The following is a 21,583-nucleotide window of genomic DNA, read 5'->3' as shown; positions in this document are numbered from 1 at the left end:
GGTAACGGCCAGATATGGGCTGGAATCGTTTTGGATGGAGTAAGCTTATGCAACAGAATGGAAGCTATAAATACGATGCCTTTATCAGCTACCGCCATACCGAGCCTGATAAAACCATAGCTGAAAAGTTGCACAGGATGCTGGAAACCTTCAGGGTTCCCAGAAGCTTGATTAAAAAAGGCTGCAAGAAAAAAGTGAGCAGGGTTTTCCGGGATCAGGAGGAACTTCCCAGCTCGTCAAATCTACCTGTGCCTGGGCACCAACTCGGGACAGGCTCTTCTGTTTGACATGGAGAACCAGAGCCTTATCGGTGATTACCGGATCCATTACAAGGAGGTCACCGACGTAGCCATTTCCGATGGAATTGTGGCCGTATCTTCCAGCGATTTTTCCACAGAGAATTTTAGCCTTATCTCAAAAGGAAAAGGCGCGCTGGATGTCTTTACCTTCAGCGGACAAAGGATCATTTCACGCCTGTTCGACTATTCCGGCATAAGCTTGATGGAGTTCTCCCCCTATAACCCGAACCTGCTGGTGTTCAGGGAAAGCGAAAAGATCAACGTGCTGGATATTTCCGAGGATATGCTGTTACATACCTTTATCAGCGGCGGATTTGTCACCGATTACGTCATCATGGATGGATACCTGTTATCATCTTCTGCAGACGGAACCATCCGCCTGTGGGTCATGGATGGTATCGGGTGGGAATATGCTTTTTCAAGGATTACGCTGCCCCAGAGCATCAACAATATTGCTGTCCACGCCGGTGTGATGGCGGTCTCCTATAATAGCTCCAATAAGGCTATTATCCTCAGGGACCTGAAAAATGAGGATGCCCTGGTTCTGTCCGACCATTACGGCAGCATCGGCGGATGCAGTTTTAATCCCGATGGCAGCAGGCTTCTGACCTATACCGCCGATTCCGGGCAGATAGCCGTTTGGGATTGGGAAACCAAAGATTTGGCCGGCATGATTGAAACCGGACATAATCTGCTCTTTGCCCAATACATTGACGGGGGTGGCAAGATCTTTGCGCCGGCCAAGGATGGGACAATGCTGGTATATGATGGCCTGACGCTGGAACCGGTAACCCAAACCCATGTGGACACCAGTTTGCACAGCAAATTTATCAGTTCCGATGGATCGCTTTATGCGGCTATAACCTGGGGTGGCGTGAAAATCATCCGTACTGCGGATTTGAGCACGGTTGTGGAAATAAAAGAGATGATCCCCAAGACGATCCTTTTCTGTGCCCAAAACAGCAAGGTTGTGATTCAAAACAGCCTGGAAGTAAAAATATACAGCTGTGAAACCGGAGAGGAACTCTTCGCATTCCGGGAAGAGGAGAGCATGAAAAGCATTGCTGTAGATGACAACAAGCAGTTGCTTGCAATGATCTGCCCGGATAACAGCGTTCGCCTGGTGGATCTCGGAAGCTATGAAGAACGCTATAGCCTCGATGATTTTGAAATTGCTGCCTTGCGCGTTTTATTCGATGCGGAAGGAGAATACCTGTTCGTCTGCATGGACGATTACAGCCTCCGCTGTTATGAAGCTGAATCCGGAAAGCCGGTGGCTGAGTTGAAGGGCATGTCGGCACCTGTTGTAAAAGTTACCTTTGATGCCGATAAAACCTGTCTGATCACACAGGGGGACGGATCCGAAGCCATTATTTGGCGTTGGGAGAGCAGAAAAAAACTGGGCCGCATCGCTCCCCTGCTGGGAATCTCATCTGATTTCAGGACGTTGGTAAGCTTCAAACTGAAGGATTTGATCCTGATCCCCCTGTATGATACCCGCATGTTGGTGCAGCAGGCTGAGAAGCAACTGGCGGGAAGGACCCTGTCTGATAAGGACAGGGAGGATCTGTTCATCTTAAAGTAACCTTTCCCAATCATAACACCGGAATATGAACCAGGAACCTGCCCACATGCCCAACCGGTACTGCCGGCGCCGGAATACGGCATAATGCGTGTGACGCAGGTTCTTTGCCGTTTACTGAAAGAATAAGGAATTCCACGCGCATTTGGAACACGGAGTGCTGAACCGGGCATTGTTCCGTTTCAAACATGTGCGTAAAGGTTGAATTCTCCATGCCGATGCTTTAAAATGATAAGACTAAACTTCGAGGTTGATGACCATGGATAAGCTGAAAGCGTTTATTCGTTATTATAAGCCTTATAAAGGCATGTTTTTTCTGGATATGTTCTGTGCCACCGTCCTGTGTGGGATCGATGTCTTTTTCCCTGTGCTGATCCAGTACCTGCTGGACGAAGTGTACGGAAAAAGGCCTGACAATATGCTGGAGATCATCCTTCTCTCAGCAGCCGGGTTGTTTGTCCTTTATATCATCCGGTACTTCTGCCAGTACTACATCACCTCCTGGGGCCATATCATGGGAGCCAGGATGGAGGCCGACATGCGGCGGGATCTGTTCAGCCATTTGCAGAAGATGTCCTTCTCCTTCTATGATGAAAGCAATACCGGAAGGCTCATGTCCCGGATCACCAACGACCTGTTTGATATCTCCGAGCTGGCTCACCACGGGCCTGAGGATGTGTTCATTTCGCTGCTTAAAATCATTGGTTCGGTCGTGATTATGCTGACCATTGATGCGAGGGTCACGCTGATTCTGCTGGGGTTGACCATCTCCATCATCATTTTCACGGCCTACTATAACCTGAAGATGCGGGCGGTCTTCGCAAAGAACAGGGAGAAGGTGGCCCAGATCAACGCCAGGATCCAGGACAGCCTGGCGGGGATCCGCGTAGTAAAATCCTTTTCCAACGAGGCCATGGAGCTCAGCAAGTTCGACGAGGACAACGCCCAGTTTGTGAAGACCAAGGAAGACAGCTATACCGTCATGGGACGCTTTTTCAGCGGCAACTCCTTCCTCCAGGGGATTCTCTATATCAGCGTCCTGGTGGTGGGGGGCATTTTTGTAACCCGGCAGGTCATCAGCGCTACCGAGATGGTGACCTTTATCCTCTATATCAATGTGTTCCTGAACCCCATTGAGCGGCTTATCAACTTCACGGAGGCCTTCCAGCGAGGCATGTCCGGCTTTGACCGCTTCTGGAGCATGCTCAACAGGAAGCCGGAGATCGTCGACAGTCCGGATGCGGTGGATCTTCAGTCGGTTAAGGGCGAGATTATTTTTGAGAACGTCTCCTTCAGCTATAACGACAAAAACGAGGTGCTCAAGAACGTCAACCTTCGGATAGAACCCGGACAGACCGTTGCGCTGGTAGGACCCTCGGGCGGTGGAAAAACCACGTTCTGCAGCCTGATTCCACGGTTCTATGAGGTTAACGAGGGAAGGATCCTGGTGGACGGAATCGATATCCGAAAAATAAAACTGGAATCCCTCAGGAAGAACATCGGCGTGGTACAGCAGGATGTGTATCTGTTTGGCGGAACCATCCGCGAGAACATCCTTTACGGGAAACCCGGCGCAAGCGAGGAAGAGATGATCGCCGCAGCCAAGCTGGCCAATGCCCATGACTTCATCATGGAACTGAAAGACGGGTACGACACTTTTGTGGGCGAACGGGGCGTCAAGCTCTCCGGAGGCCAAAAACAGCGCATTTCCATCGCCCGGGCCTTTTTGAAAAACCCGCCCATCCTGATACTGGATGAGGCCACCTCGGCACTGGATAACGAAAGCGAAAGGCTGGTCCAGGAATCCCTGAACATCCTGGCCAGGGGCAGGACCACGTTGATCATCGCCCACAGGCTTTCCACCATCCGAAAGGCCGATAAAATCGTTGTGCTCACCTCCAAAGGCATTGAGGAGATGGGCACCCATGAGGAACTTTTGAAGGCCGGCGGCCTGTATGCCGAGCTCTACCGGGAAGGAGCCAAGGTTTAGCAACCTGCGGAATGCACGGGAGCAGCGTTTCCAATATGTGTTGAACTGCGGTATCTGATACAATAAAATGGTAAGCAAATGGACCATCAAGGGGAAGGGATCGGCCATGCAGGAATATTTTATGGGCGTGGATATTGGTACGTCCGGAACGCGTGCGGTTCTGTTTGACGCCTCAGGCTATGAAGTGGCCGTGAGCCGGCAGGAATACCCCTTGCTTTGTCCGCAGCAGGGATGGATGGAACTGGATCCCGAAGTGATCTTTCATGCGGTGATTACCACGGTTTCACGGTGTATCAGCCTTTCAGGTATCCCGAAAGACCAAATCAGAGGATTGGGTATCAGCTGCCTTATGCACAGCCTGATGGCCGTGAGCAGGGATGGCCGCCCGATCACACGTCTCATCACCTGGGCTGACCACCGGTCCATGGAAGAAGCCGAATTTATCGGAAAGAGCTATCCGGTGCAGCAACTCTACGAAAAAACAGGCTGCCGGGTGCATCATCCCTTCTATCCCATCAGCAAGATCCTATGGTTCAAAAAGCACCAACCGGAACTGGTGAGAGCAACCAGCCGGTGGATGACCATCAAGGATTACATCCTGTTCAAATGGTTTGGCGAACCCATCACGGACTATACGCTGGCATCGGCCCAGGGCTTTTTCAACATTCATACCCGGGATTGGGACGAGGATATCCTGAAAGAGGTGCTTGGCATTAAGAGGGGCACCTTGTGCCCCGTGGCATCCTGCCTACATGCCCTGAAAGGCATGAAGCGGGAGTATGCGCATGCCATGGGCCTTCCCGATGATATCACCGTTTCCATCGGTTCCGGTGACGGGGTGATGGCAAACCTGGGATGCGGCGTTTTTGACGACACGGCCATGTCTTCCACCATCGGCACCAGCGGCGCCCTGCGAACGACGGTGACCAGACCTGTGACCCCAGAAGGACAGCCCCTCTGGTGCTATGCCTTCACCGATGACCGGTGGGTGGCAGGCGGGGCCATCAACAATGGCGGCGTAGTGCTGAAATGGTTCAGGGACAATTTCCAGGTTCAGTTTGAAAAAGAGGCCGAGGCTTTTGGCGGCAAAATATACAGGCTCTTTGACAGTTATGCTGAGGAAGTACCGCCGGGAAGCCAGGGTTTGATTTTCCTTCCCTATCTTGCGGGAGAAAGAAATCCTGACTGGAATGCGCGGGCAACCGGTGTGATGTGGGGCCTGACCTATGCCCATACCCGGAAGCATCTGGTCCGCGCAGCCATGGAGGGCATACTGTTCAGGCTATTTGCTGTTTATGAGATATTGGAGAAGTACCTCGCCCCGAGGCATAAGATACGAGCCGGCGGAGGGTATGCCCAGTCACGTATATGGCTTTCCATGCAGGCGGATCTTTTTGGCAGACGAATAGAGGTACCCAAAGTGACCGAGGCTTCCGCCCTGGGCGCGGCCTTTCTTGCCATGGCTGCAGCCGGAGCGGTTGACAGGCTCGATAAAATGCTGCCTGCCATGAAAGCCCAGGCGGTCATTGAGCCCAATCCGGAGAATCACAGCCTTTACGGGGAAATCTATAAGAAGGCGACGGCCCTTTATGAAAGGACTAAGAATATGGCTCTGGAAAAAGAGGAGGGAGAGCATGCAGAAGAGTGATATTGGTCTCATCGGCCTGGCGGTTATGGGTGAGAACCTGGTGATGAACATGGAGAGCAAGGGGTTCTCCGTGTCGGTCTACAACCGGAGCACCGACAAGGTGAAGCACTTTGTGGAAGGTAGAGGAAAAGGTAAAAAGATACTCGGGACATACAGCATACAGGAATTTACTGAAAGCCTGAAAACCCCCAGGAAGATCATGATGATGGTCAAGGCCGGGAACCCGGTGGATGAACTGATAGAACAGCTGATCCCTTATCTTTCAAAGGGAGATGTGCTGATAGATGGCGGCAATTCCCATTACCTGGACAGCATGAGAAGGACGAAATACCTTGAAGAAAAGGGGTTTTACTTCATAGGTACCGGTGTATCGGGCGGTGAAGAAGGGGCATTGTTGGGACCCAGCATCATGCCCGGCGGCTCCCCTGAGGCATGGCCCCTTGTCAAGCCCATTTTCCAGGCCATTGCGGCAAAAGTGGAAGACGGCTCTCCCTGCTGCGACTGGGTAGGCGAAGGCGGCGCTGGCCATTTTGTGAAGATGGTCCATAACGGCATCGAATATGGGGATATGCAGCTGATCTGCGAATCCTACCAGCTCATGAAGGACCTCCTGGGTTATGATGCCGATGCCATCCATGCGGTGTTTGATGAATGGAACCGGGGAGAGCTAAACAGCTATCTGATTGAGATCACCCGGGATATCATGGGCGTGAAGGATGAGGATGGACAGCCGCTGGTGGACAAAATCCTGGACGCTGCCGGCCAGAAAGGTACGGGCAAATGGACCGTTACGGCGGCCCTGGACCAGGGAGTACCCCTCACCCTGATAGGGGAGGCGGTATTCGCCAGGAGCCTGTCGGCCATGAAGGAGGAGCGGGTGAAGGCCTCCAGGGTGTTTACCGGTCCGGCCATTAAAGCACCCGGGGATAAAAAGGCCTTCTGCGAGGCCATCAGGCAAGCCCTTTACGCTTCCAAGATCGTATCCTATGCCCAGGGCTATGCCCTGATGCGCGCTGCGGCCGAAAACTACGGCTGGCATCTGAACTATGGCGGCATTGCGCTCATGTGGCGGGGTGGCTGCATCATCCGCTCCATCTTTCTGGGGAAGATCAAGGAAGCCTTCGATAAAAATCCGGATCTTGAAAACCTGATGCTGGATGGTTTCTTTAAAGATGTACTGGAAAAAGCCCAGGAAAGCTGGCGGAACGTAGTGGCCCGGGCGGTTTTGAACGGGATACCGGTGCCGGCCATGTCCAGTGCGCTGGCCTATTATGACGGCTACAGGACCGCCAGGCTTCCGGCCAACCTTCTGCAGGCGCAAAGGGATTATTTCGGCGCCCATACCTTTGAGCGTGTGGACAGGCCGAGAGGAGAGTTCTTCCATCACAACTGGACCGGACGCGGCGGCAGCACATCGGCTTCCACATACAATGCATAACCACGTAATTACGAGGACAGTTCTTTTGGTTATGCTGTTCAAAAACCTGTAAGCCCTGATGTTGCGCTGTATGGCTTCAATATTTCAAACTGTTCGTAAGAGGGTGGCTGAAATCGTTGCGTCCAAACAACAGCCACCCTTATCACATTCTCACAAAATGTCTTGGTACCTTATCACAATGCGATCTTAACTTTTACATATCAGATGTCAGTGGCTAGAGAATGGGAGGTCAGAATTCTCTGGTAATGTTCCAAATCACATCTTGAAACCTCCAACATCTTACCTCTTACCTCTTACATCCAACGTGATCTCTCATTGTGGGTTTATAAAGGGAGCAAAACGCGGCGGAGCGCGGCAATCTCTTGATGCAGTGAAGCTTAATTTAACATAAGTTGTAACCTTATAACTTACATAGTTTTATTTGACAGCAATTCCGAGAATACGCTATCCTAAATTTGTAAATAGCACAATAGATCGCATAATGGTTATGGAGATGATGACCATGCGGCCGGCCTTATCGTTGAAAACCCTTTTTAGGGCACCTTTCAAGACGCTGATAACATTTCTTCTCATCGCTGCGGCTTCCTTTGCAGTGTTCTACCGTGTAGCCGATTATACCGTCACCCGGCGTGAAATGACGCGCGCCATAGGCTATTACCGGGGAGTTGCGGCACTTGATAATGGGGTGAAAAACACGGCTTTACTGCTTGGAAGCATTTTGCCCAATACGGTACGCCATTCAGATGCTAAGGAGCTGAAAGAATACCCGGCCGAACTGCCATTCCACGTTTCAACGAGGGGAAAATGGTGATACAGGAAGGACGTGCCCTGACGAAGGAGGATACCCATGCCTGCGTGGTCAATGCAGCCCTCATGGAGATCAATGGTCTTAAAATCGGCGACAGGATCACGGTGGAGCTCTGTGACAAGCTGCTCATGCAGCATGGCGTGCTGGGTGCCACAGCCGTCATCCCGGAACGGTATGGGAAGCCTGTGAAGACCGTGGAGCTTGAGATCGTAGGGTCATACCTGGATATCGACGCGCAGTATGAACGGGATGCCTCCGATTGGTGGTGCTATACGCCCAATACCCTGTTTGTGCCGCTGTCGCTGTTGCCTGTGGAACCTCCGGCCGATTACCCGATTAGGCCTGGAGAGTTCAGCATGGTGATAGAGGATGCCTATCAGATTGAAGCTTTCCTGAATGCAGCCGAACCCCTGGCAAAGGAGATGGGGCTCAAGCTGCGCTTTTCGGACAGGGGCTGGATGAGGTAAAGGACAGTATCAACACCAGTCAGACCACATCTCTGATAACCACCGCCCTATACCTTGCCGGAGCCGCAGTTGCCCTGCTTCTAACAGCCTACCTGTACATAGGACGCCAAAAGAAAGCCTATGCCATCATGCGGGCCCTGGGTACGCCGCGAAGGAAGGCGCGCAACGCATTGGCGCTGCCCCTTGCGGTCTTGTCGGCTGTTGCCATACCCGCAGGCGGTATAACGGGAATGGTCTATGCGAGTAGAACCCTTTCGTCCGCTCTGGCGGATTTGGCAGCGGTTATGGAGCACTACACACCCGACGCATCCCTGCCGGCGGGTGCTATGGTTCTTTGCCTGTTCGGTGAGATATTGGTCCTGTTCGGCCTCTCAGCGTTGTTTATGAGGAAACTGGCTAAAACGCCTCCGTTGGCCCTGCTGCAGGGTGATGCGGCCCGGAACAGACGGGAGAGGGCCAGAAAGAAGGCTCTTCAGGCCATGGTGGCCGAATCTTCGCCGATACCCCAATTCACCCTTTCTTTCCCCATCAGCCGGGAACTTCCAAAGGGAGGAGACTATAGCCCGGTGAAGCATGTTTTCCGCTATGTCCTGCGCCACATGGGCAGGGCAGGATGGAGAACGGTGATGGCCGTGCTGCTGGCTTTTCTGCTGACAGGAGCCATGGGACTTTTAGCGGTCACGCGGCTGTCCTACCAGGAAATTTTTGATAAAACGGAAGTCAAAGGAACCCTCACCAACTATTCTTCAAGCGCCGTCATGGAAGCATGCAGATCTGAGCTTATGAACGATGTCTATTACAACGGTGGCTTTTGGGTCATATTGAACGACAGACCCGTAGGCGCCGGCTATTTCCTTGCCGTGACCAATGATATCGACCGCTATATACAAAGCATATCAACCCATACATACACTATCGAGTTTGCGCCGGGTTTTGACGACTCGCTGTTCTCGAAAAACGTGCCCCAGTGCGTGATGGGCGAAATGCTGGGCGGCACTCATTTTCATAGGTCTCATTGCACCGGTGCTGATCATCATGCAGTCCGCAAAGGAGGCGGCCATCCTGAGAATACTGGGCACCACGAAACGGCGCTCCCGCTGTATACTGGCCATTGAACAGACAGGTCTGTGCATCATCGGCCTTGCCGTAGCTGCAGTTTGCCTTATCATTTACGATGCCGGGCTGTTCGTAAGGGGGGCGGACACATTGATTCTGTGCGGCGGACTGTATGTATTGAGCTGCGTTCTTGCCGCATCCACCACCGCCGCTTTGGCGACGCGGCGCAAGGTGCTGGAAATGTTGCAGGTGAAGGAATAAGGCTAAAAGGCAAGGGGGCGGTTCCCCTGATTTGGGTGAACCCAAACCAGAACAACCGCCCCCTTGGTTTAAAGGAAGCGAAAAGAAAAGGGGCAGGGTTTTACCTTGCCCCGAACTTGTAAATGGTGATGTGGTGGTAGATCTCACCCGCCCTGAGAATGGGCGAAGGGAAGTGGGTGTGCTTCATGGAGTTGGGGAAGTACTGGGTCTCCAGGCACAGTCCGCCGTGCTTTTTGTAAACTGCGCCACCCTTTCCGGTTTCATTGAGGTGGTTGCCTGTATAGAACTGAACGCCGGGTTTTGTGGTATAAACCTCCATGACACGGCCGCTCTTGGGATCATACACTTCGGCGGCTTTCTCAGGAGCCTTACCACTCACGTCCAGGACGAAATTGTGATCATAGCCGCTGCCAAACCGCATCTGTTCATCATCCATGCATTCCAGCAGACCTTTCCCGACGGCTTTCATGCTGGTGAAATCGAAGGGAGTCCCGGCCACGTCGCGAATCTCACCGGTGGGGAGACAGGCCTCGGAGATGGGAGTGAACCTGCGGGCATTTATCATCAGCTGGTGCTCATAGATGGCACCGGAATCATGCCCCGACAGGTTGAAATAGGCATGGTTGGTCAGATTGACCACCGTGTCCTTGTCGGACACCGCATGATAGTCGATCACCAATTCGTTCTGCTCGGTCAGCGTATAGGTTACAGTCACATCCAGATTCCCCGGGTAGTTTTCTTCCATATCCGGGCTCAGATATTTCAACCGGAGGCTTTCCTGCTGGGAATCTCCAATGATTTCGGCAGTCCATACCTTTTTGTCAAAGCCTACAAGCCCGCCGTGAAGCTGGTTGTTGCCTTCATTTCTGTTCAGTTGGTAAAATACGCCGTTGAGCGTAAAGGACGCATCCTCCAGCCGGTTGGCATGACGGCCGATGATGGCCCCGAAGAATGGGTTCGGACGCACATAATCCTCCAGCTTGTCGTAACCCAATGTGATATCCTGCAGATGGCCGTTCCTGTCCGGCGTATACAGGGATACAATGGTGCCCCCGAAATTGATGATGTCGGCCCTCATGCCGTTGCTGTTGACGAGGGAATATAAATGGATCTCCTCGTTGTTGATTTTTCCGAAGGGTTTCTTGGTGATTCTCATGACGGTTTGCCTCCTTGGTGGATCATTTATATATAGATAGATAAATCTTACGGCAATATTATAGCAGAACGGATTGAGCGCGCATACTGAAAATGGAAAACCAGGATTGGATGAGAATTGGCGAAGTATTTATGCGGAATTTGCCGAATAATGTTTTACAGAAATCGATATGTAGTCTATAATGTGATTGCGATGGATTGTCCGGAGGCTTTAAAAGGGTACGTCCCGGTTCATCCTTCCGGGCATGCGGCCAAGCTTGAGCAAAATATCCCCGTGAGAGGGACAGGTGGAGGATGCTATGAATCATAAAACCTATTCTATCGGCGGAGAGCACGATATACCGGTGGGACCCCTTGGGATCATACCCATGCAGGGCACCCAGGATCTTGCCAGGCTGGTGGACCAGCATCTGGTGACACAGAGGAAAAACCTGTACTCACAGGAGAACGATTTACACCAGCATTACCTGAAGGAATCCTATCTGCTTTCGGCTTCCTGCCCCCGATTCAGTACGGGAGACGGCAAGGGCGTCATCAACGAATCGGTGCGCGGATATGATATTTACATCATTTCAGATGTGGGCAATTACAGCTGCACCTACAAGATGTTCGGACAGGAATGCCGCATGAGCCCGGATGACCATTTCCAGGATATTAAGAGGATCATTTCTGCCATAGGCGGTAAGGCCAGAAGAATAAACCTCATCATGCCCCTGCTGTATGCAGGAAGGCAACACAAGCGCGTTTCCAGGGAATCCCTGGACTGTGCCATAGCCCTGCAGGAGCTTGAGCGCCTGGGAGTGGAAAACATCCTCACCTTTGACGCCCATGATCCGCGGGTACAGAACGCCATACCTATCAAGGGGTTTGAGAATATCCTTCCAACTTATCAGATCATCAAGGCGCTTGTCAACAGCGAGCCTGAACTTCAGATCGACCGGTCCAGCATGATGGTGGTCAGCCCGGATGAAGGCGGGCTTTCCAGGAACATCTATTACGCCAATGTGCTGGGTCTGGATTTGGGTATGTTCTATAAACGCCGGGATTTGACCAGGCTGGTTAACGGTAAGAATCCCATCATCGCCCATGAATTCCTGGGGGATTCTGTGGAAGGAAAGAGCGTCCTGATCATTGATGATATCCTGTCCTCAGGGGATTCCATCATCGATATCGTTACGGAACTCAAGAAACGGAAAGCTGCAAAGATCTACGTTGGCGTTACCTTTGCCCTGTTTACCGAAGGGGTGGACAAGTTCCAGGAACTGTATGAGCGGGGCATGATCAACAAGGTGTTCTCCACCAACCTGACCTACAGAAGGGAAGAGCTCAGAAAAGCGCCCTGGTACGTGGAAGTGGACATGTCCAAGTTCCTGGCGCTTTTGATCAACACCCTCAACCATGACTGTTCCATCAGTTCCCTGCTGGATCCCACCGAGAAGATCCATGCCCTGATGGAACGCCGCAAAGCCAGTAAATGATTGAAGCGAAGCATATCATTACCTGATTGAGGTGATCCGATGCTGAAGCAGGAGTGCAGGATCTTTGAAAATCCCATATTGCCGGGTTTTTATCCCGATCCATCCATATGCCGGGTGGGGGAGGACTATTACCTGGTCACATCCAGCTTTGCCTATTTCCCTGGACTTCCCATATTTCACAGCCGGGACCTGGTTCACTGGGAGCAGATAGGGTATGTCCTGGACAGGCCGTCCCAGTTGGAACTGGATGGCGTGGAGCATTCCCAGGGTATCTATGCCCCAACCATACGCTACCATGATGGCAAATTCTATGTTGTGACCACAAATGTAACCAGGGGCGGTAACTTCATTGTCACTGCGGACAAGCCGGAGGGTCCATGGTCCGATCCCTACTGGCTGACCGATGCGCCGGGAATTGACCCTTCCCTGTTTTTTGACGATGATGGCCGTTGTTACCTGGTGGGTACCTGGGAGGTGCCTGAAGGCCCGGCGTATTACGGCGACAATGAGATCTGGATGAGGGAACTGGATCTTGAAACCATGACGCTGAAAGGCGAGCGTTACGGGCTCTGGCGCGGGGCACTGAAGCATGCCATATGGCCCGAAGGCCCGCATATCTACAAAAAGGACGGCTGGTATTACCTGTTGATAGCCGAAGGCGGGACCGATTTCCATCATTCGGTCACCATCGCCCGAAGCCGGAACATCACAGGGCCCTATGAGGGTTGCCCGTCAAATCCGATCCTGACCCATCGTCACCTGGGAAGGAAATATCCCATTGTCAATGTTGGACATGGCGATCTGGTGGAAACCCAGAACGGGGAATGGTGGATGGTACTTTTGGCCTCCAGGCCTTACGGCGGCTACTACCGGAATCTGGGCCGGGAAACCTTCCTCGTCCCTGTCATCTGGGAAGATGGGTGGCCGGTGGTAAGCCCGGGAACCGGAAAGGTCGAGTTCTCCTATCCGTGCCCCAACCTGCCCGCCTGGGAAGTTGAACCACAGGCATCCGTGGATCATTTCGATAAGGACAGACTTGAACCCTGCTGGATGTTCCTGCGTACGCCAAGAGAAGATTTTTACAGCCTGACAGAGCGGCCGGGGTATTTGCGCCTGAAGGTCAGGCCGCCCAGACTGACCGAACTGAAACAGCCGAGCCTGGTTTGCAGGCGCCAGCAGCATATGAGTTTTACGGCAAGGGCCATCATGGAATTTGTCCCCGGCCAGGGGGAATCGGCAGGAATGGTTCTTCTGCAGAGCGACCGCTACCATTACCGGATGGAATACGCCAATGAAGATGGTCAGACCCTGGTCCGGCTTGTCCAGTGCAAGGATGGCGTCGAAACGGTTATCCAGGCTGTTCCCTGCTGTTCGGAGCGTCTGGAGATGATTGTTTCAGCACAGGAACAGGACTACAACTTCTGTTTTGATGACGGTAAAGGAAGGAAGACGCTGGCCGAAAAGGTTGACGGAAGGATCCTGAGCACCGATGTGGCCGGCGGCTTTGTGGGAACCACCATAGGCCTTTTCGCATCCGGGAATGGCGGGGAGAGCAGCAATGTGGCCGATTTTGACCTTTTTGAGTACCGGTCCGGCCTCTAATCAAATTCTAATCTTTCTTATATCTCCCCTTTAAGATCAATGTATAGAATATATAATTAGTTGGCGGTATGCCGCGAAGAATAAGGCAGGATCCCGGTATGCTCCTTCACCTGTGAAGGGCAAACCGGGAAATTGCCATTCATGGGGGCTAAAAGGCGCTACTGAAGTGTGGTAAGGATGAAGACAATACTAGTTGCCATAAACGCCAAATACGAGCATGAAAGCCTGGCGGCCTGGTACCTGAAAGCCGCCTGCAGGAAGAGTGGTTTGGATCTCACGGTTCTTCAGCATTCCATCAACGACTCGGTCCAGAAGATCTGGACGGCGATCCTGGATGAAGAACCTGATGTTGCATGCTTTTCCTGCTATATCTGGAACCGCATCCTGGTGCAGAACCTGATTGCCGACCTGAAAAAGGTAAGGCCCGATACCGTGGTGGTGGTAGGTGGCCCGGAAGTCTGCTATGACGAGGCGGCGGCGGATTTCAAGGCCTATGGCGCCGATTATGTCATCCGGGGTGAGGGTGAAAGCCGGCTTCCCCGGCTTCTGCTGCAACTGGAAGGCAAAGCAGGCAGCGGGGAGGCTTCCTGGCAAGATGAAGGCAGGGAGGCTGAAGACTTTGTCTCGCCTTTTATTCCTGAATACCTGGAACGGGTCAGGGACAGGATAGCCTATATCGAATCCTCAAGGGGCTGTCCTTATAACTGCTCCTATTGCCTGTCCTCCATAGACAGGGGATTGCGCTGCTTTCCGCTGGAAGAGGTTTATCAGGGGATTGATGCTTTGGTTGGCGCCGGTGCCAGGGTGATCAAGTTTATTGACCGCTCCTTCAATGTACACCGGCACGCCCTTGAAATATGGGAATACATCAGAAAGTTTTCTCCCGAAACCATCACCTTCCACTTTGAGGTGAACCCGGATCGGCTGAGCGACCGGCAGATGGAGGCTTTGGCCGCCATGCCCCCCGGCCTGATGCAGATCGAGGCGGGGATTCAATCCACAAACCTGGAGACGCTAAAGGCCATATCCAGGTCCATGGATGTGGATCGGGCCCTGGAGAATCTCAAGAAGATCATGGCATGGGGCAATATCCATGTCCACACCGATTTGATAGCCGGACTGCCCTTTGAGGACATGGATTCCTTCAAAGAATCCTTCAATGCGGTTTATGCAGTGCGCGCCCACCATCTGCAGCTGGGGTTTCTGAAGCTGCTCCACGGTACCAGGATCAGGCGCGAAGCCGAAAAGCATCAATACCGGTTCAGGAGCTATCCGCCCTATGAAGTTCTGTCCAACCGGTATCTGACAGCTAAGGATATCCTGACGCTGAAAGGAATCGAGGAAGTCCTGGACCGTTTTTACAACTCGGGCAGGCTCAACCTGACGCTGGCGTATGCGGAAACCCTGTTTCCGTCGGCCTTTGATTTCTACCATAAACTCAGCTGCTGGCTGAAGGAGAGAAACCTGTTGTTCATGCCTCTTGCAGCCATCAGGCTTTATGAACTGTTACGGGACTTTTCCCTGGACGCCGGGGCGGATCCGCAATTGCTTGAAAGTCTCCTGGGACTGGATTATGTCTGCTCCTTAAGGACCACAGCCATTCCCGAAACGCTTCTGATGGCAGGGGAAAAGCAAACGGGCCTGGCTGTACTGGAACCGTGGGAGTTCGCCGACCGCGAATGGATCGATTCGGTTGGGAAGAACCGGTTCAGAAAGCGGGTTATTGGCCTGGAAGCGTTTTGCCCTGTGATAAAGAAGGGTAATATTGAATATAAGAGAAGTAGGGTCGTGGTGGATACGCAGAAGACTGACCCTGTGACCGGAAGGGCAACAATGACCGTTGCCTGATGCGCTTTACAAAGGAAATCGGATCTGTATAGAATGAATTTGCAGAGTATTTCCCCGAAATTTTGGGTATATGATGCACAGAAGCGGACTTGTGTCCGGTAGCGTTTTGGTGGTGAATGAATTTGAAAGGTTCATGGGCAGGAAGATTGCTTTCTATATTAATAGGGGTTGCATGCTTTGCGGTCCTGAATTTCTGGCTGGCGGCGGGATTCTTCCCGGCGCTGATTGTCGGCGTGCTCGCCTGGCTTGTGGCAGCCCTCATCAATTCCGGAAAGCAGAAAGAGGACAAGATTTCGCTCGACGGCATCACCCGGCAGGAAGTTGAAAGCACCATCCGTGCCGGACGAAAGCTGACCGCGGGTATGAGACAGGCTTCCTACCGGCTCCAGCAGCTGGAGGTAAAAAAAGAGATTGAGGATTTGTGCAAGATTGCCGAATCCATGTTTGAACTGCTGAAGAAAGATCCCAACGATCTACGCATCGTCAAGCAGTTCATCACCTATTATCTGGAACCCACCCACAAGATCGTCCTGAAATATGTTGAACTGGCTACAACCCGGCCCATGCCGGCGGATGCCGTCAGCATACTGGATAAGACCGAAAAATCCTTCAAGACCATCCGTGCCACCTTCCTCCAGCAGAAGGAGAAGATGCTGGCCAATGACGTGATGGATCTGGATACGGAGATAAAGGTTTTCGAGACGATATCCAGCAACATGAACACAGGTGGGAATGCCGGCAAGGACAGGAATACCCCATCCATGCCTTCCGGCGGGAGACAGTAGGGATTGTTGGCAATGAAATGATTTGGTAATATGAATTTGGTAATATGAATTTATGATTCCGCCTGCGCCGGAATTTGCCCGATGGCACCCAAGACGGAGGCGGGTTGATGAGCGAAGGCTGGCTGACGAATGGTTTTCCATAACATCAGCCGACATGCTATATTCCGTTCAAATCTTATGCAGGAAAGGTTGGGTTGGCTATGGATGCACAGGTTCAGACATCCCCGGAACAGTCGGTTGTTGCAGTGGACAATTATGATGTCAACAGATGGAACGAGATGACCCCGGAAGAGCAGCAAAAGGTCATTGAGCTTTCAAAGCAGATCAATGTGGGCGATTCCCAGGCAGTGATCCAGTATGGCGCCATTGCCCAAAGCGAGATATCCAAGTTCTCTGATGCCATCCTTGACCAGATCCGGGCCAAGGACAGCGGAGAGGTAGGGGCTGTTCTGACCGATTTGATGAACAAAGTAAGGGAAGTGGATGTAGACAGCCTGGATCCCAACAAGCAGGGATTCTTCGACAAGCTGTTCGGTAACATCAAGCGAGAGACCGGGAAGTTCATTTCCCGCTATGAAAAGCTGAGCGTCCAGATCGAGAAGATCATCGACCAGCTGGAACGGGCCAAGCTCCAACTGATTCGCGATATCACCACGCTGGATACCATGTATGCCAAGAACCTGGAGTATCTGAAACAGCTGGATATGTACATCATGGCCGGTTCACTGAAGCTGAAGGAGCTCAATGAAAAAGTTCTTCCCGAACTCAGGGAAAAGGCCTCCAAGACCGGCGATGCGGTGGATGCCCAGAAGGTAAAGGACATGACGGAGCTCATCTCGCGGTTTGAGAAGAAGATCCATGATTTGAAGCTGACCCGGATGATCGCCATCCAAACCGCTCCGCAGATCAGGCTGATCCAGAACAATGATCAAACCCTGGTCGAGAAGATCCAAAGTTCCATCATGAACACCATACCCCTCTGGAAGAACCAGATCGTCATAGCCATTACTATGCTGCGCCAGCAGAATGCGCTGCAGCTCCAGAAGGATGTGACCAAGACCACCAACGATCTTCTGGCCAAGAATTCCGAGATGCTCAAGACCAGTTCCATAGAGATCGCCCGGGAGAATGAGCGCGGCATTGTGGAGATAGAAACCCTGAAGAAGGTCAATGAGGATCTGATGACTACCCTGGAGGAAGTGCTCAGGATCCAGCAGGAAGGCCGGGCCAAGAGGCAGCAGGCCGAAATTGAGCTTCGGAACATGGAAGAAGAGCTTAAGAAAAAGCTTCTGGATTTGCGCGATAGAGTATAACCTGTTGAACAGGATCCTCCGGAATCAAAACCGGAGGATTTTACTTTTGGAAAACCATCGGGAATGCCGGGCACAACGGCGTTCCGGTGTTGACACAGCAGCGGACATGACATATAATCATTAAAGACTGATAAAGCGATGATCGGTACGAGTAGGGTTCCGGAAGCCTTACAGAGAGCGGGGGCAGGTGAAAGCCCGCAGGACAGGGGATCCGAAAATCCACCGTGAGCAGCAGCCTGAAAGGCTCAGCGAGCCAACTAAGGTGAGCCGGTATGAGACCGTTACCCTCAAAACAAGTGGCCCTATCATCCGGAAGGGAGATAGGGCAATTTGGGTGGTACCGCGGAAAGCAGAGCCTTTCGTCCCATGGGACGATAGGCTTTTTTTGATTGGGAATGCTATAAACCGGACGCATGTCCTGGAGAGATATATGCGAATGAACGAGATTTGGAGGTATTCAAATGGCAGTTGATTATGGCAACACACTGAACCTGCCAAAGACCGATTTCCCCATGCGGGGCGGCCTTCCTGAAAAGGAACCCCGGATTCTGGAGGAATGGCAGAAGAAGGACATTTACCATAAAAGACTTGAGCGGAACCGGAATTCGGGCAAGAAATTTGTGCTGCACGATGGCCCTCCCTACGCCAATGGCGGCATCCATATGGGTACCGCGCTGAACAAGGTCCTGAAGGACATCATCATGCGCTATTACGACATGAAGGGTTATTACACGCCCTATATCCCCGGCTGGGATACCCATGGCCTTCCCACCGAGCAGAAGGCCATCAAGGAAAAGGGCCTGAACCGCCATGAAGTAGGTCCCGTGGTGTTCAGAAAGGCCTGCGAGGAGATAGCCTGGAAGTACCTGAACATCCAGAGGGATGCTTTCAAGCGCCTGGGTGTCATTGGAGACTGGGATAATCCCTACATCAGTTTCCAGCCTGAGTTTGAGGCAAGGCAGATAGGCGTGTTCGGGGAGATGGCCAAGCTGGGCTGCATCTACAAGGGCCTGCGTCCCGTATACTGGTGCCCGTCCTGCGAAACAGCCCTGGCCGAAGCGGAGATTGAGTATACGGAGGAAACCACCAACTCCATCTATGTCAAGTTCCCCATGACCGATGACAAGGGTAAGCTGAAGGGCATTGTGGATACCCTTGAAAACCTGTATGTGGTCATATGGACCACCACCACATGGACGCTGCCGGGCAACATGGCCATATGCCTGAACCCTGAATTCATCTATGCCGTTATGGAAGCCGACAACGGCGAGCGCTATATCGTTGCCAAAGATCTGGTTGAAAACGTGGCCAAGGTAGCCGGTATCGGCAACTATAAGATCCTGGGTGAAATCAAGGGCTCCGAGCTGGAATATACGGTTTGCAGGCATCCGTTCCTGGACAGGGATTCCCTGGTCATTGTGGGGGACCACGTTACGCTGGATGCCGGTACCGGATGCGTCCACACGGCTCCCGGCCATGGTGCGGAAGACTTCGATGTCTGCAAAAACTATCCTGAAATAGAGACCATCGTACCGGTGGATGACAAGGGGCACCTCACCCAGGAGGCAGGTCCATTTGCCGGTATGTTCTACAAGAAATCCAACAAGGCCATCCTGGAACTGCTCAAGGAAAAGAAACTCCTGCTGGCGGAAGAGCTCATCAGCCACCAGTATCCGCATTGCTGGCGCTGCAAGGATCCCATCATTTTCCGGGCTACCGAGCAGTGGTTCATCTCCATCAACAAGTTCAGGGATGCGGCCCTGAAGGCCATCAGGGAAGTCCGCTGGATCCCGGCATGGGGCGAGGAGCGCATTTCCAAGATGGTGGAAGACAGGGGAGACTGGTGCATTTCCCGCCAGCGTGTCTGGGGCGTTCCCATACCCATCTTCTATTGCAATGACTGCGGCAAGGAGATCATCGACGATGTGACCATAAAGGCCGTTCAGGATCTGTTTGCCAGAGAGGGTTCCAATGCCTGGTTCACCCATGAAGCCACCGAGATCCTGCCCGAGGGTTATGCCTGCTCGTGCGGAAGCCGCAGTTTCAGGAAGGAAAAGGATATCATGGATGTCTGGTTCGATTCCGGCTCATCCCATGCGGCTGTTGCCGAGCCCAACCCGGATCTGGGCTGGCCTGTGGACATGTACCTTGAGGGCAGCGACCAGCACAGGGGTTGGTTCCAGTCCTCGCTCCTGACGGCTGTGGCGACAAAAGGCCGCGCGCCCTACAGGCAGGTGCTGACCCATGGCTATGTGGTGGACGGACAGGGCAAAAAGATGAGCAAATCCCTGGGCAATGTCATCGATCCCATGGATGTCTGCAACCAGTATGGCGCCGATATCCTGAGGCTTTGGGTATCTTCCAGCGACTATAAGACCGATATCCGTATTTCTCAGGAAGGCTTCAAGCAGTTGTCGGAAAACTACCGGAAGATCAGGAATACGGCCAGGTTCCTGCTGGGTAACCTCTACGATTTCAACCCCAGTGAGCATAGCGTGCCTTATGCCGAAATGGAAGAACTGGATCGCTGGGCGCTGATGAAACTGAACAAGCTGGTGGATAAGATCGAAAACGCTTATGCCGAATACGATTTCCATGTGATGCTCTATGCCATCCACAACTTCTGTACGGTGGACATGTCCAGCTTCTACCTGGACGTGACCAAGGACAGGATGTATGCCTCAAAGGCAGACAGCAGGGAACGCCGTTCCGGGCAGACAGCCATGTACATCATCCTGCACACGCTGACAAGGCTGCTGGCCCCCGTACTGGCCTTCACCAGCGAAGAGATATGGCAGCATCTGCCCCATACCGAAAAGGACAACACGGAAAGCGTCATGCTCAATGACTGGCCGGAAGTCAATCCCCAGTATGCTGACAAGGCGCTTGAAGAGAAGTGGGACAGGATCCTGGATGTCCGTGAAACCGTCCTGAAGGCGCTGGAAAATGCCAGAAATGAGAAACTCATCGGCCAGTCCCTGCAGGCCAAGGTGGTTCTGAAGGCCGGCAAAACGCTGTACGATTTCCTTGACAGCGTGAAGGAGATTCTGCCCACCGTGTTCATTACCTCCCAGGTTGAGCTGGAGCTTGCGGACAAGAACGAACTGGAGGCAGTGGTCAAGCTGGCTGACGGCCAGAAATGCGAGCGCTGCTGGATTTACTCCGAAACCGTGGGACATAGCCATGAGCATCCCACCCTTTGCGAGCGCTGCAGCCAGGTGGTATAAAGGATTGGCGGCGATATGGATCGCCGTTGCCGATCACTCAGGATATGATTCGTATAAAACGGGCCCATCTGATGGGCCCGTTTTTACAAATCTCTATTCATTCAAAATAGCCTTAAACTGATTGAGTTCCTGTTGCTTACCCTGGATGGCGCGCACGCATACGGCAAGTTCCTTGTCCAAACGCATGCCGGGGACAGACTAATAATCCCTGGCACTCTCATAATCCACCAGTTCAATCTCATGATCATGGGATAGCTTCAGGGTGATGAGATCGCGCCCCATGCTCCGGCCTTCATACCCTATGGGCCTCACTTCGAGCCTGATAAGAAAATCATAGGTTCTGAAAGCGCCTTTTCTTTCGATACGGATGATATTCACCCGGTCCGGGGTGATTGAGACGTCATCCGCATAAACCTTCTGAACGCTTTCCCTGATATAGGGCAGAAGAAGTGTGATGATCATGTCATGATAACGCAGGGAGTCAGAACCTGAAGCTGCCTGGAATTCCGGCGTTTTTTCAGGTCCGGTACCTGTTCCGATAATGAAACGTGCCACCGATGAAAGGCACGAGAACAAGGTCAGGATTGCCATGAGCCATGCGGCCAGCAAGTATTTCTTCAAGGCAT

17 protein-coding genes and 1 other annotated feature are annotated in these 21,583 nt (G+C 52.5%); of the genes, 15 read left to right on the top strand and 2 right to left on the bottom strand.

The window, feature by feature from the left end:
* Window positions 1-47: 47 nt before the first annotated feature.
* The 9 genes from F3H12_RS03605 to F3H12_RS03565 all read left to right on the top strand — a co-directional run bounded on the left by F3H12_RS03605 (window position 48) and on the right by F3H12_RS03565 (window position 9,549).
* Window positions 48-287 carry a toll/interleukin-1 receptor domain-containing protein gene (locus F3H12_RS03605; protein WP_149677994.1) on the top strand — a complete coding sequence of 80 codons (240 nt, stop codon included), beginning with the start codon at window positions 48-50 and terminating at the stop codon, window positions 285-287.
* A gap of 1 nt (window position 288) precedes the next feature.
* Complete coding sequence (locus F3H12_RS03600; protein ID WP_149677993.1) at window positions 289-1,884, top strand: WD40 repeat domain-containing protein; 1,596 nt, start codon at window positions 289-291, stop codon at window positions 1,882-1,884.
* A gap of 256 nt (window positions 1,885-2,140) precedes the next feature.
* Window positions 2,141-3,871, top strand: a complete 1,731-nt coding sequence (locus tag F3H12_RS03595; protein WP_149677992.1) for an ABC transporter ATP-binding protein — start codon at window positions 2,141-2,143, stop codon at window positions 3,869-3,871.
* A gap of 67 nt (window positions 3,872-3,938) precedes the next feature.
* Complete coding sequence (locus tag F3H12_RS03590; protein WP_149677991.1) at window positions 3,939-5,519, top strand: gluconokinase; 1,581 nt, start codon at window positions 3,939-3,941, stop codon at window positions 5,517-5,519.
* Window positions 5,506-6,957: a decarboxylating NADP(+)-dependent phosphogluconate dehydrogenase gene (gnd, locus tag F3H12_RS03585; protein ID WP_149677990.1), complete on the top strand. Its 1,452-nt coding sequence runs from the start codon at window positions 5,506-5,508 to the stop codon at window positions 6,955-6,957. The genes F3H12_RS03590 and gnd overlap by 14 nt, the downstream gene beginning before the upstream one ends.
* A 487-nt stretch (window positions 6,958-7,444) precedes the next feature.
* Window positions 7,445-7,768, top strand: a complete 324-nt coding sequence (locus tag F3H12_RS03580; RefSeq protein ID WP_149677989.1) for a hypothetical protein — start codon at window positions 7,445-7,447, stop codon at window positions 7,766-7,768.
* Window positions 7,762-8,232, top strand: a complete 471-nt coding sequence (locus tag F3H12_RS03575; protein WP_149677988.1) for a hypothetical protein — start codon at window positions 7,762-7,764, stop codon at window positions 8,230-8,232. Before F3H12_RS03580 ends, F3H12_RS03575 begins: the two co-directional genes overlap by 7 nt.
* Window positions 8,220-9,347, top strand: a complete 1,128-nt coding sequence (locus tag F3H12_RS03570) for an FtsX-like permease family protein (RefSeq protein WP_149677987.1) — start codon at window positions 8,220-8,222, stop codon at window positions 9,345-9,347. The genes F3H12_RS03575 and F3H12_RS03570 overlap by 13 nt, the downstream gene beginning before the upstream one ends.
* Window positions 9,268-9,549 carry a hypothetical protein gene (locus tag F3H12_RS03565; RefSeq protein WP_149677986.1) on the top strand — a complete coding sequence of 94 codons (282 nt, stop codon included), beginning with the start codon at window positions 9,268-9,270 and terminating at the stop codon, window positions 9,547-9,549. Before F3H12_RS03570 ends, F3H12_RS03565 begins: the two co-directional genes overlap by 80 nt.
* Window positions 9,550-9,649: 100 nt before the next feature.
* On the opposite strand, the gene F3H12_RS03560 is transcribed toward F3H12_RS03565, so the two are convergent.
* Window positions 9,650-10,705 carry an aldose epimerase family protein gene (locus tag F3H12_RS03560; protein WP_149677985.1) on the bottom strand — a complete coding sequence of 352 codons (1,056 nt, stop codon included), beginning with the start codon at window positions 10,703-10,705 and terminating at the stop codon, window positions 9,650-9,652.
* A 298-nt stretch (window positions 10,706-11,003) separates the two neighbouring features.
* On the opposite strand from F3H12_RS03560, the gene F3H12_RS03555 reads away from it, so the two are divergent.
* From F3H12_RS03555 to ileS, 6 genes are all read left to right on the top strand, one after another.
* On the top strand, window positions 11,004-12,182 hold the full coding sequence (locus F3H12_RS03555) for a ribose-phosphate pyrophosphokinase (RefSeq protein WP_149677984.1): 1,179 nt from the start codon (window positions 11,004-11,006) through the stop codon (window positions 12,180-12,182).
* Between the two features lie 39 nt (window positions 12,183-12,221).
* Entirely contained in the window at window positions 12,222-13,784 is a 1,563-nt protein-coding gene (locus tag F3H12_RS03550; protein WP_149677983.1) for a glycoside hydrolase family 43 protein, read from the top strand.
* Between the two features lie 177 nt (window positions 13,785-13,961).
* Window positions 13,962-15,632: a B12-binding domain-containing radical SAM protein gene (locus F3H12_RS03545; protein WP_149677982.1), complete on the top strand. Its 1,671-nt coding sequence runs from the start codon at window positions 13,962-13,964 to the stop codon at window positions 15,630-15,632.
* A 116-nt stretch (window positions 15,633-15,748) separates the two neighbouring features.
* The gene (locus F3H12_RS03540) at window positions 15,749-16,417 is read left to right on the top strand and encodes a 5-bromo-4-chloroindolyl phosphate hydrolysis family protein (protein WP_149677981.1); all 669 of its coding nucleotides are present in this window, start codon (window positions 15,749-15,751) and stop codon (window positions 16,415-16,417) included.
* A 200-nt stretch (window positions 16,418-16,617) separates the two neighbouring features.
* The gene (locus tag F3H12_RS03535; protein ID WP_149677980.1) at window positions 16,618-17,730 is read left to right on the top strand and encodes a toxic anion resistance protein; all 1,113 of its coding nucleotides are present in this window, start codon (window positions 16,618-16,620) and stop codon (window positions 17,728-17,730) included.
* Window positions 17,731-17,859: 129 nt separating this feature from the next.
* Window positions 17,860-18,100: a binding site (T-box leader), on the top strand.
* 91 nt (window positions 18,101-18,191) lie between these two features.
* Complete coding sequence (ileS, locus tag F3H12_RS03530) at window positions 18,192-20,957, top strand: isoleucine--tRNA ligase (protein WP_149677979.1); 2,766 nt, start codon at window positions 18,192-18,194, stop codon at window positions 20,955-20,957.
* Window positions 20,958-21,155: 198 nt separating this feature from the next.
* Here ileS and F3H12_RS03525 read toward each other — a convergent pair whose 3' ends face one another.
* On the bottom strand, window positions 21,156-21,578 hold the full coding sequence (locus tag F3H12_RS03525) for a DUF3888 domain-containing protein (RefSeq protein ID WP_188118347.1): 423 nt from the start codon (window positions 21,576-21,578) through the stop codon (window positions 21,156-21,158).
* Window positions 21,579-21,583 lie beyond the last annotated feature (5 nt).

Source organism: Thermoclostridium caenicola, from assembly GCF_900142095.1.
Classification (GTDB): domain Bacteria; phylum Bacillota; class Clostridia; order DSM-8532; family DSM-8532; genus Thermoclostridium_A; species Thermoclostridium_A caenicola.
This window is presented reverse-complemented; position numbering and strand designations above follow the sequence as displayed.

Excerpts from the sequence above, each read along its gene's own strand:
- F3H12_RS03605 (WP_149677994.1), top strand. The coding sequence starts at position 48 with ATGCAACAGAATGGAAGCTATAAATACGATGCCTTTATCAGCTACCGC.
- F3H12_RS03600 (WP_149677993.1), top strand. The coding sequence starts at position 289 with ATGGAGAACCAGAGCCTTATCGGTGATTACCGGATCCATTACAAGGAG.
- F3H12_RS03595 (WP_149677992.1), top strand. The coding sequence starts at position 2,141 with ATGGATAAGCTGAAAGCGTTTATTCGTTATTATAAGCCTTATAAAGGC.
- F3H12_RS03590 (WP_149677991.1), top strand. The coding sequence starts at position 3,939 with ATGGTAAGCAAATGGACCATCAAGGGGAAGGGATCGGCCATGCAGGAA.
- gnd (WP_149677990.1), top strand. The coding sequence starts at position 5,506 with ATGCAGAAGAGTGATATTGGTCTCATCGGCCTGGCGGTTATGGGTGAG.
- F3H12_RS03580 (WP_149677989.1), top strand. The coding sequence starts at position 7,445 with ATGGAGATGATGACCATGCGGCCGGCCTTATCGTTGAAAACCCTTTTT.
- F3H12_RS03575 (WP_149677988.1), top strand. The coding sequence starts at position 7,762 with ATGGTGATACAGGAAGGACGTGCCCTGACGAAGGAGGATACCCATGCC.
- F3H12_RS03565 (WP_149677986.1), top strand. The coding sequence starts at position 9,268 with ATGCAGTCCGCAAAGGAGGCGGCCATCCTGAGAATACTGGGCACCACG.
- F3H12_RS03560 (WP_149677985.1), bottom strand. The coding sequence starts at position 10,705 with ATGAGAATCACCAAGAAACCCTTCGGAAAAATCAACAACGAGGAGATC.
- F3H12_RS03555 (WP_149677984.1), top strand. The coding sequence starts at position 11,004 with ATGAATCATAAAACCTATTCTATCGGCGGAGAGCACGATATACCGGTG.
- F3H12_RS03550 (WP_149677983.1), top strand. The coding sequence starts at position 12,222 with ATGCTGAAGCAGGAGTGCAGGATCTTTGAAAATCCCATATTGCCGGGT.
- F3H12_RS03545 (WP_149677982.1), top strand. The coding sequence starts at position 13,962 with ATGAAGACAATACTAGTTGCCATAAACGCCAAATACGAGCATGAAAGC.
- F3H12_RS03540 (WP_149677981.1), top strand. The coding sequence starts at position 15,749 with ATGAATTTGAAAGGTTCATGGGCAGGAAGATTGCTTTCTATATTAATA.
- F3H12_RS03535 (WP_149677980.1), top strand. The coding sequence starts at position 16,618 with ATGGATGCACAGGTTCAGACATCCCCGGAACAGTCGGTTGTTGCAGTG.
- ileS (WP_149677979.1), top strand. The coding sequence starts at position 18,192 with ATGGCAGTTGATTATGGCAACACACTGAACCTGCCAAAGACCGATTTC.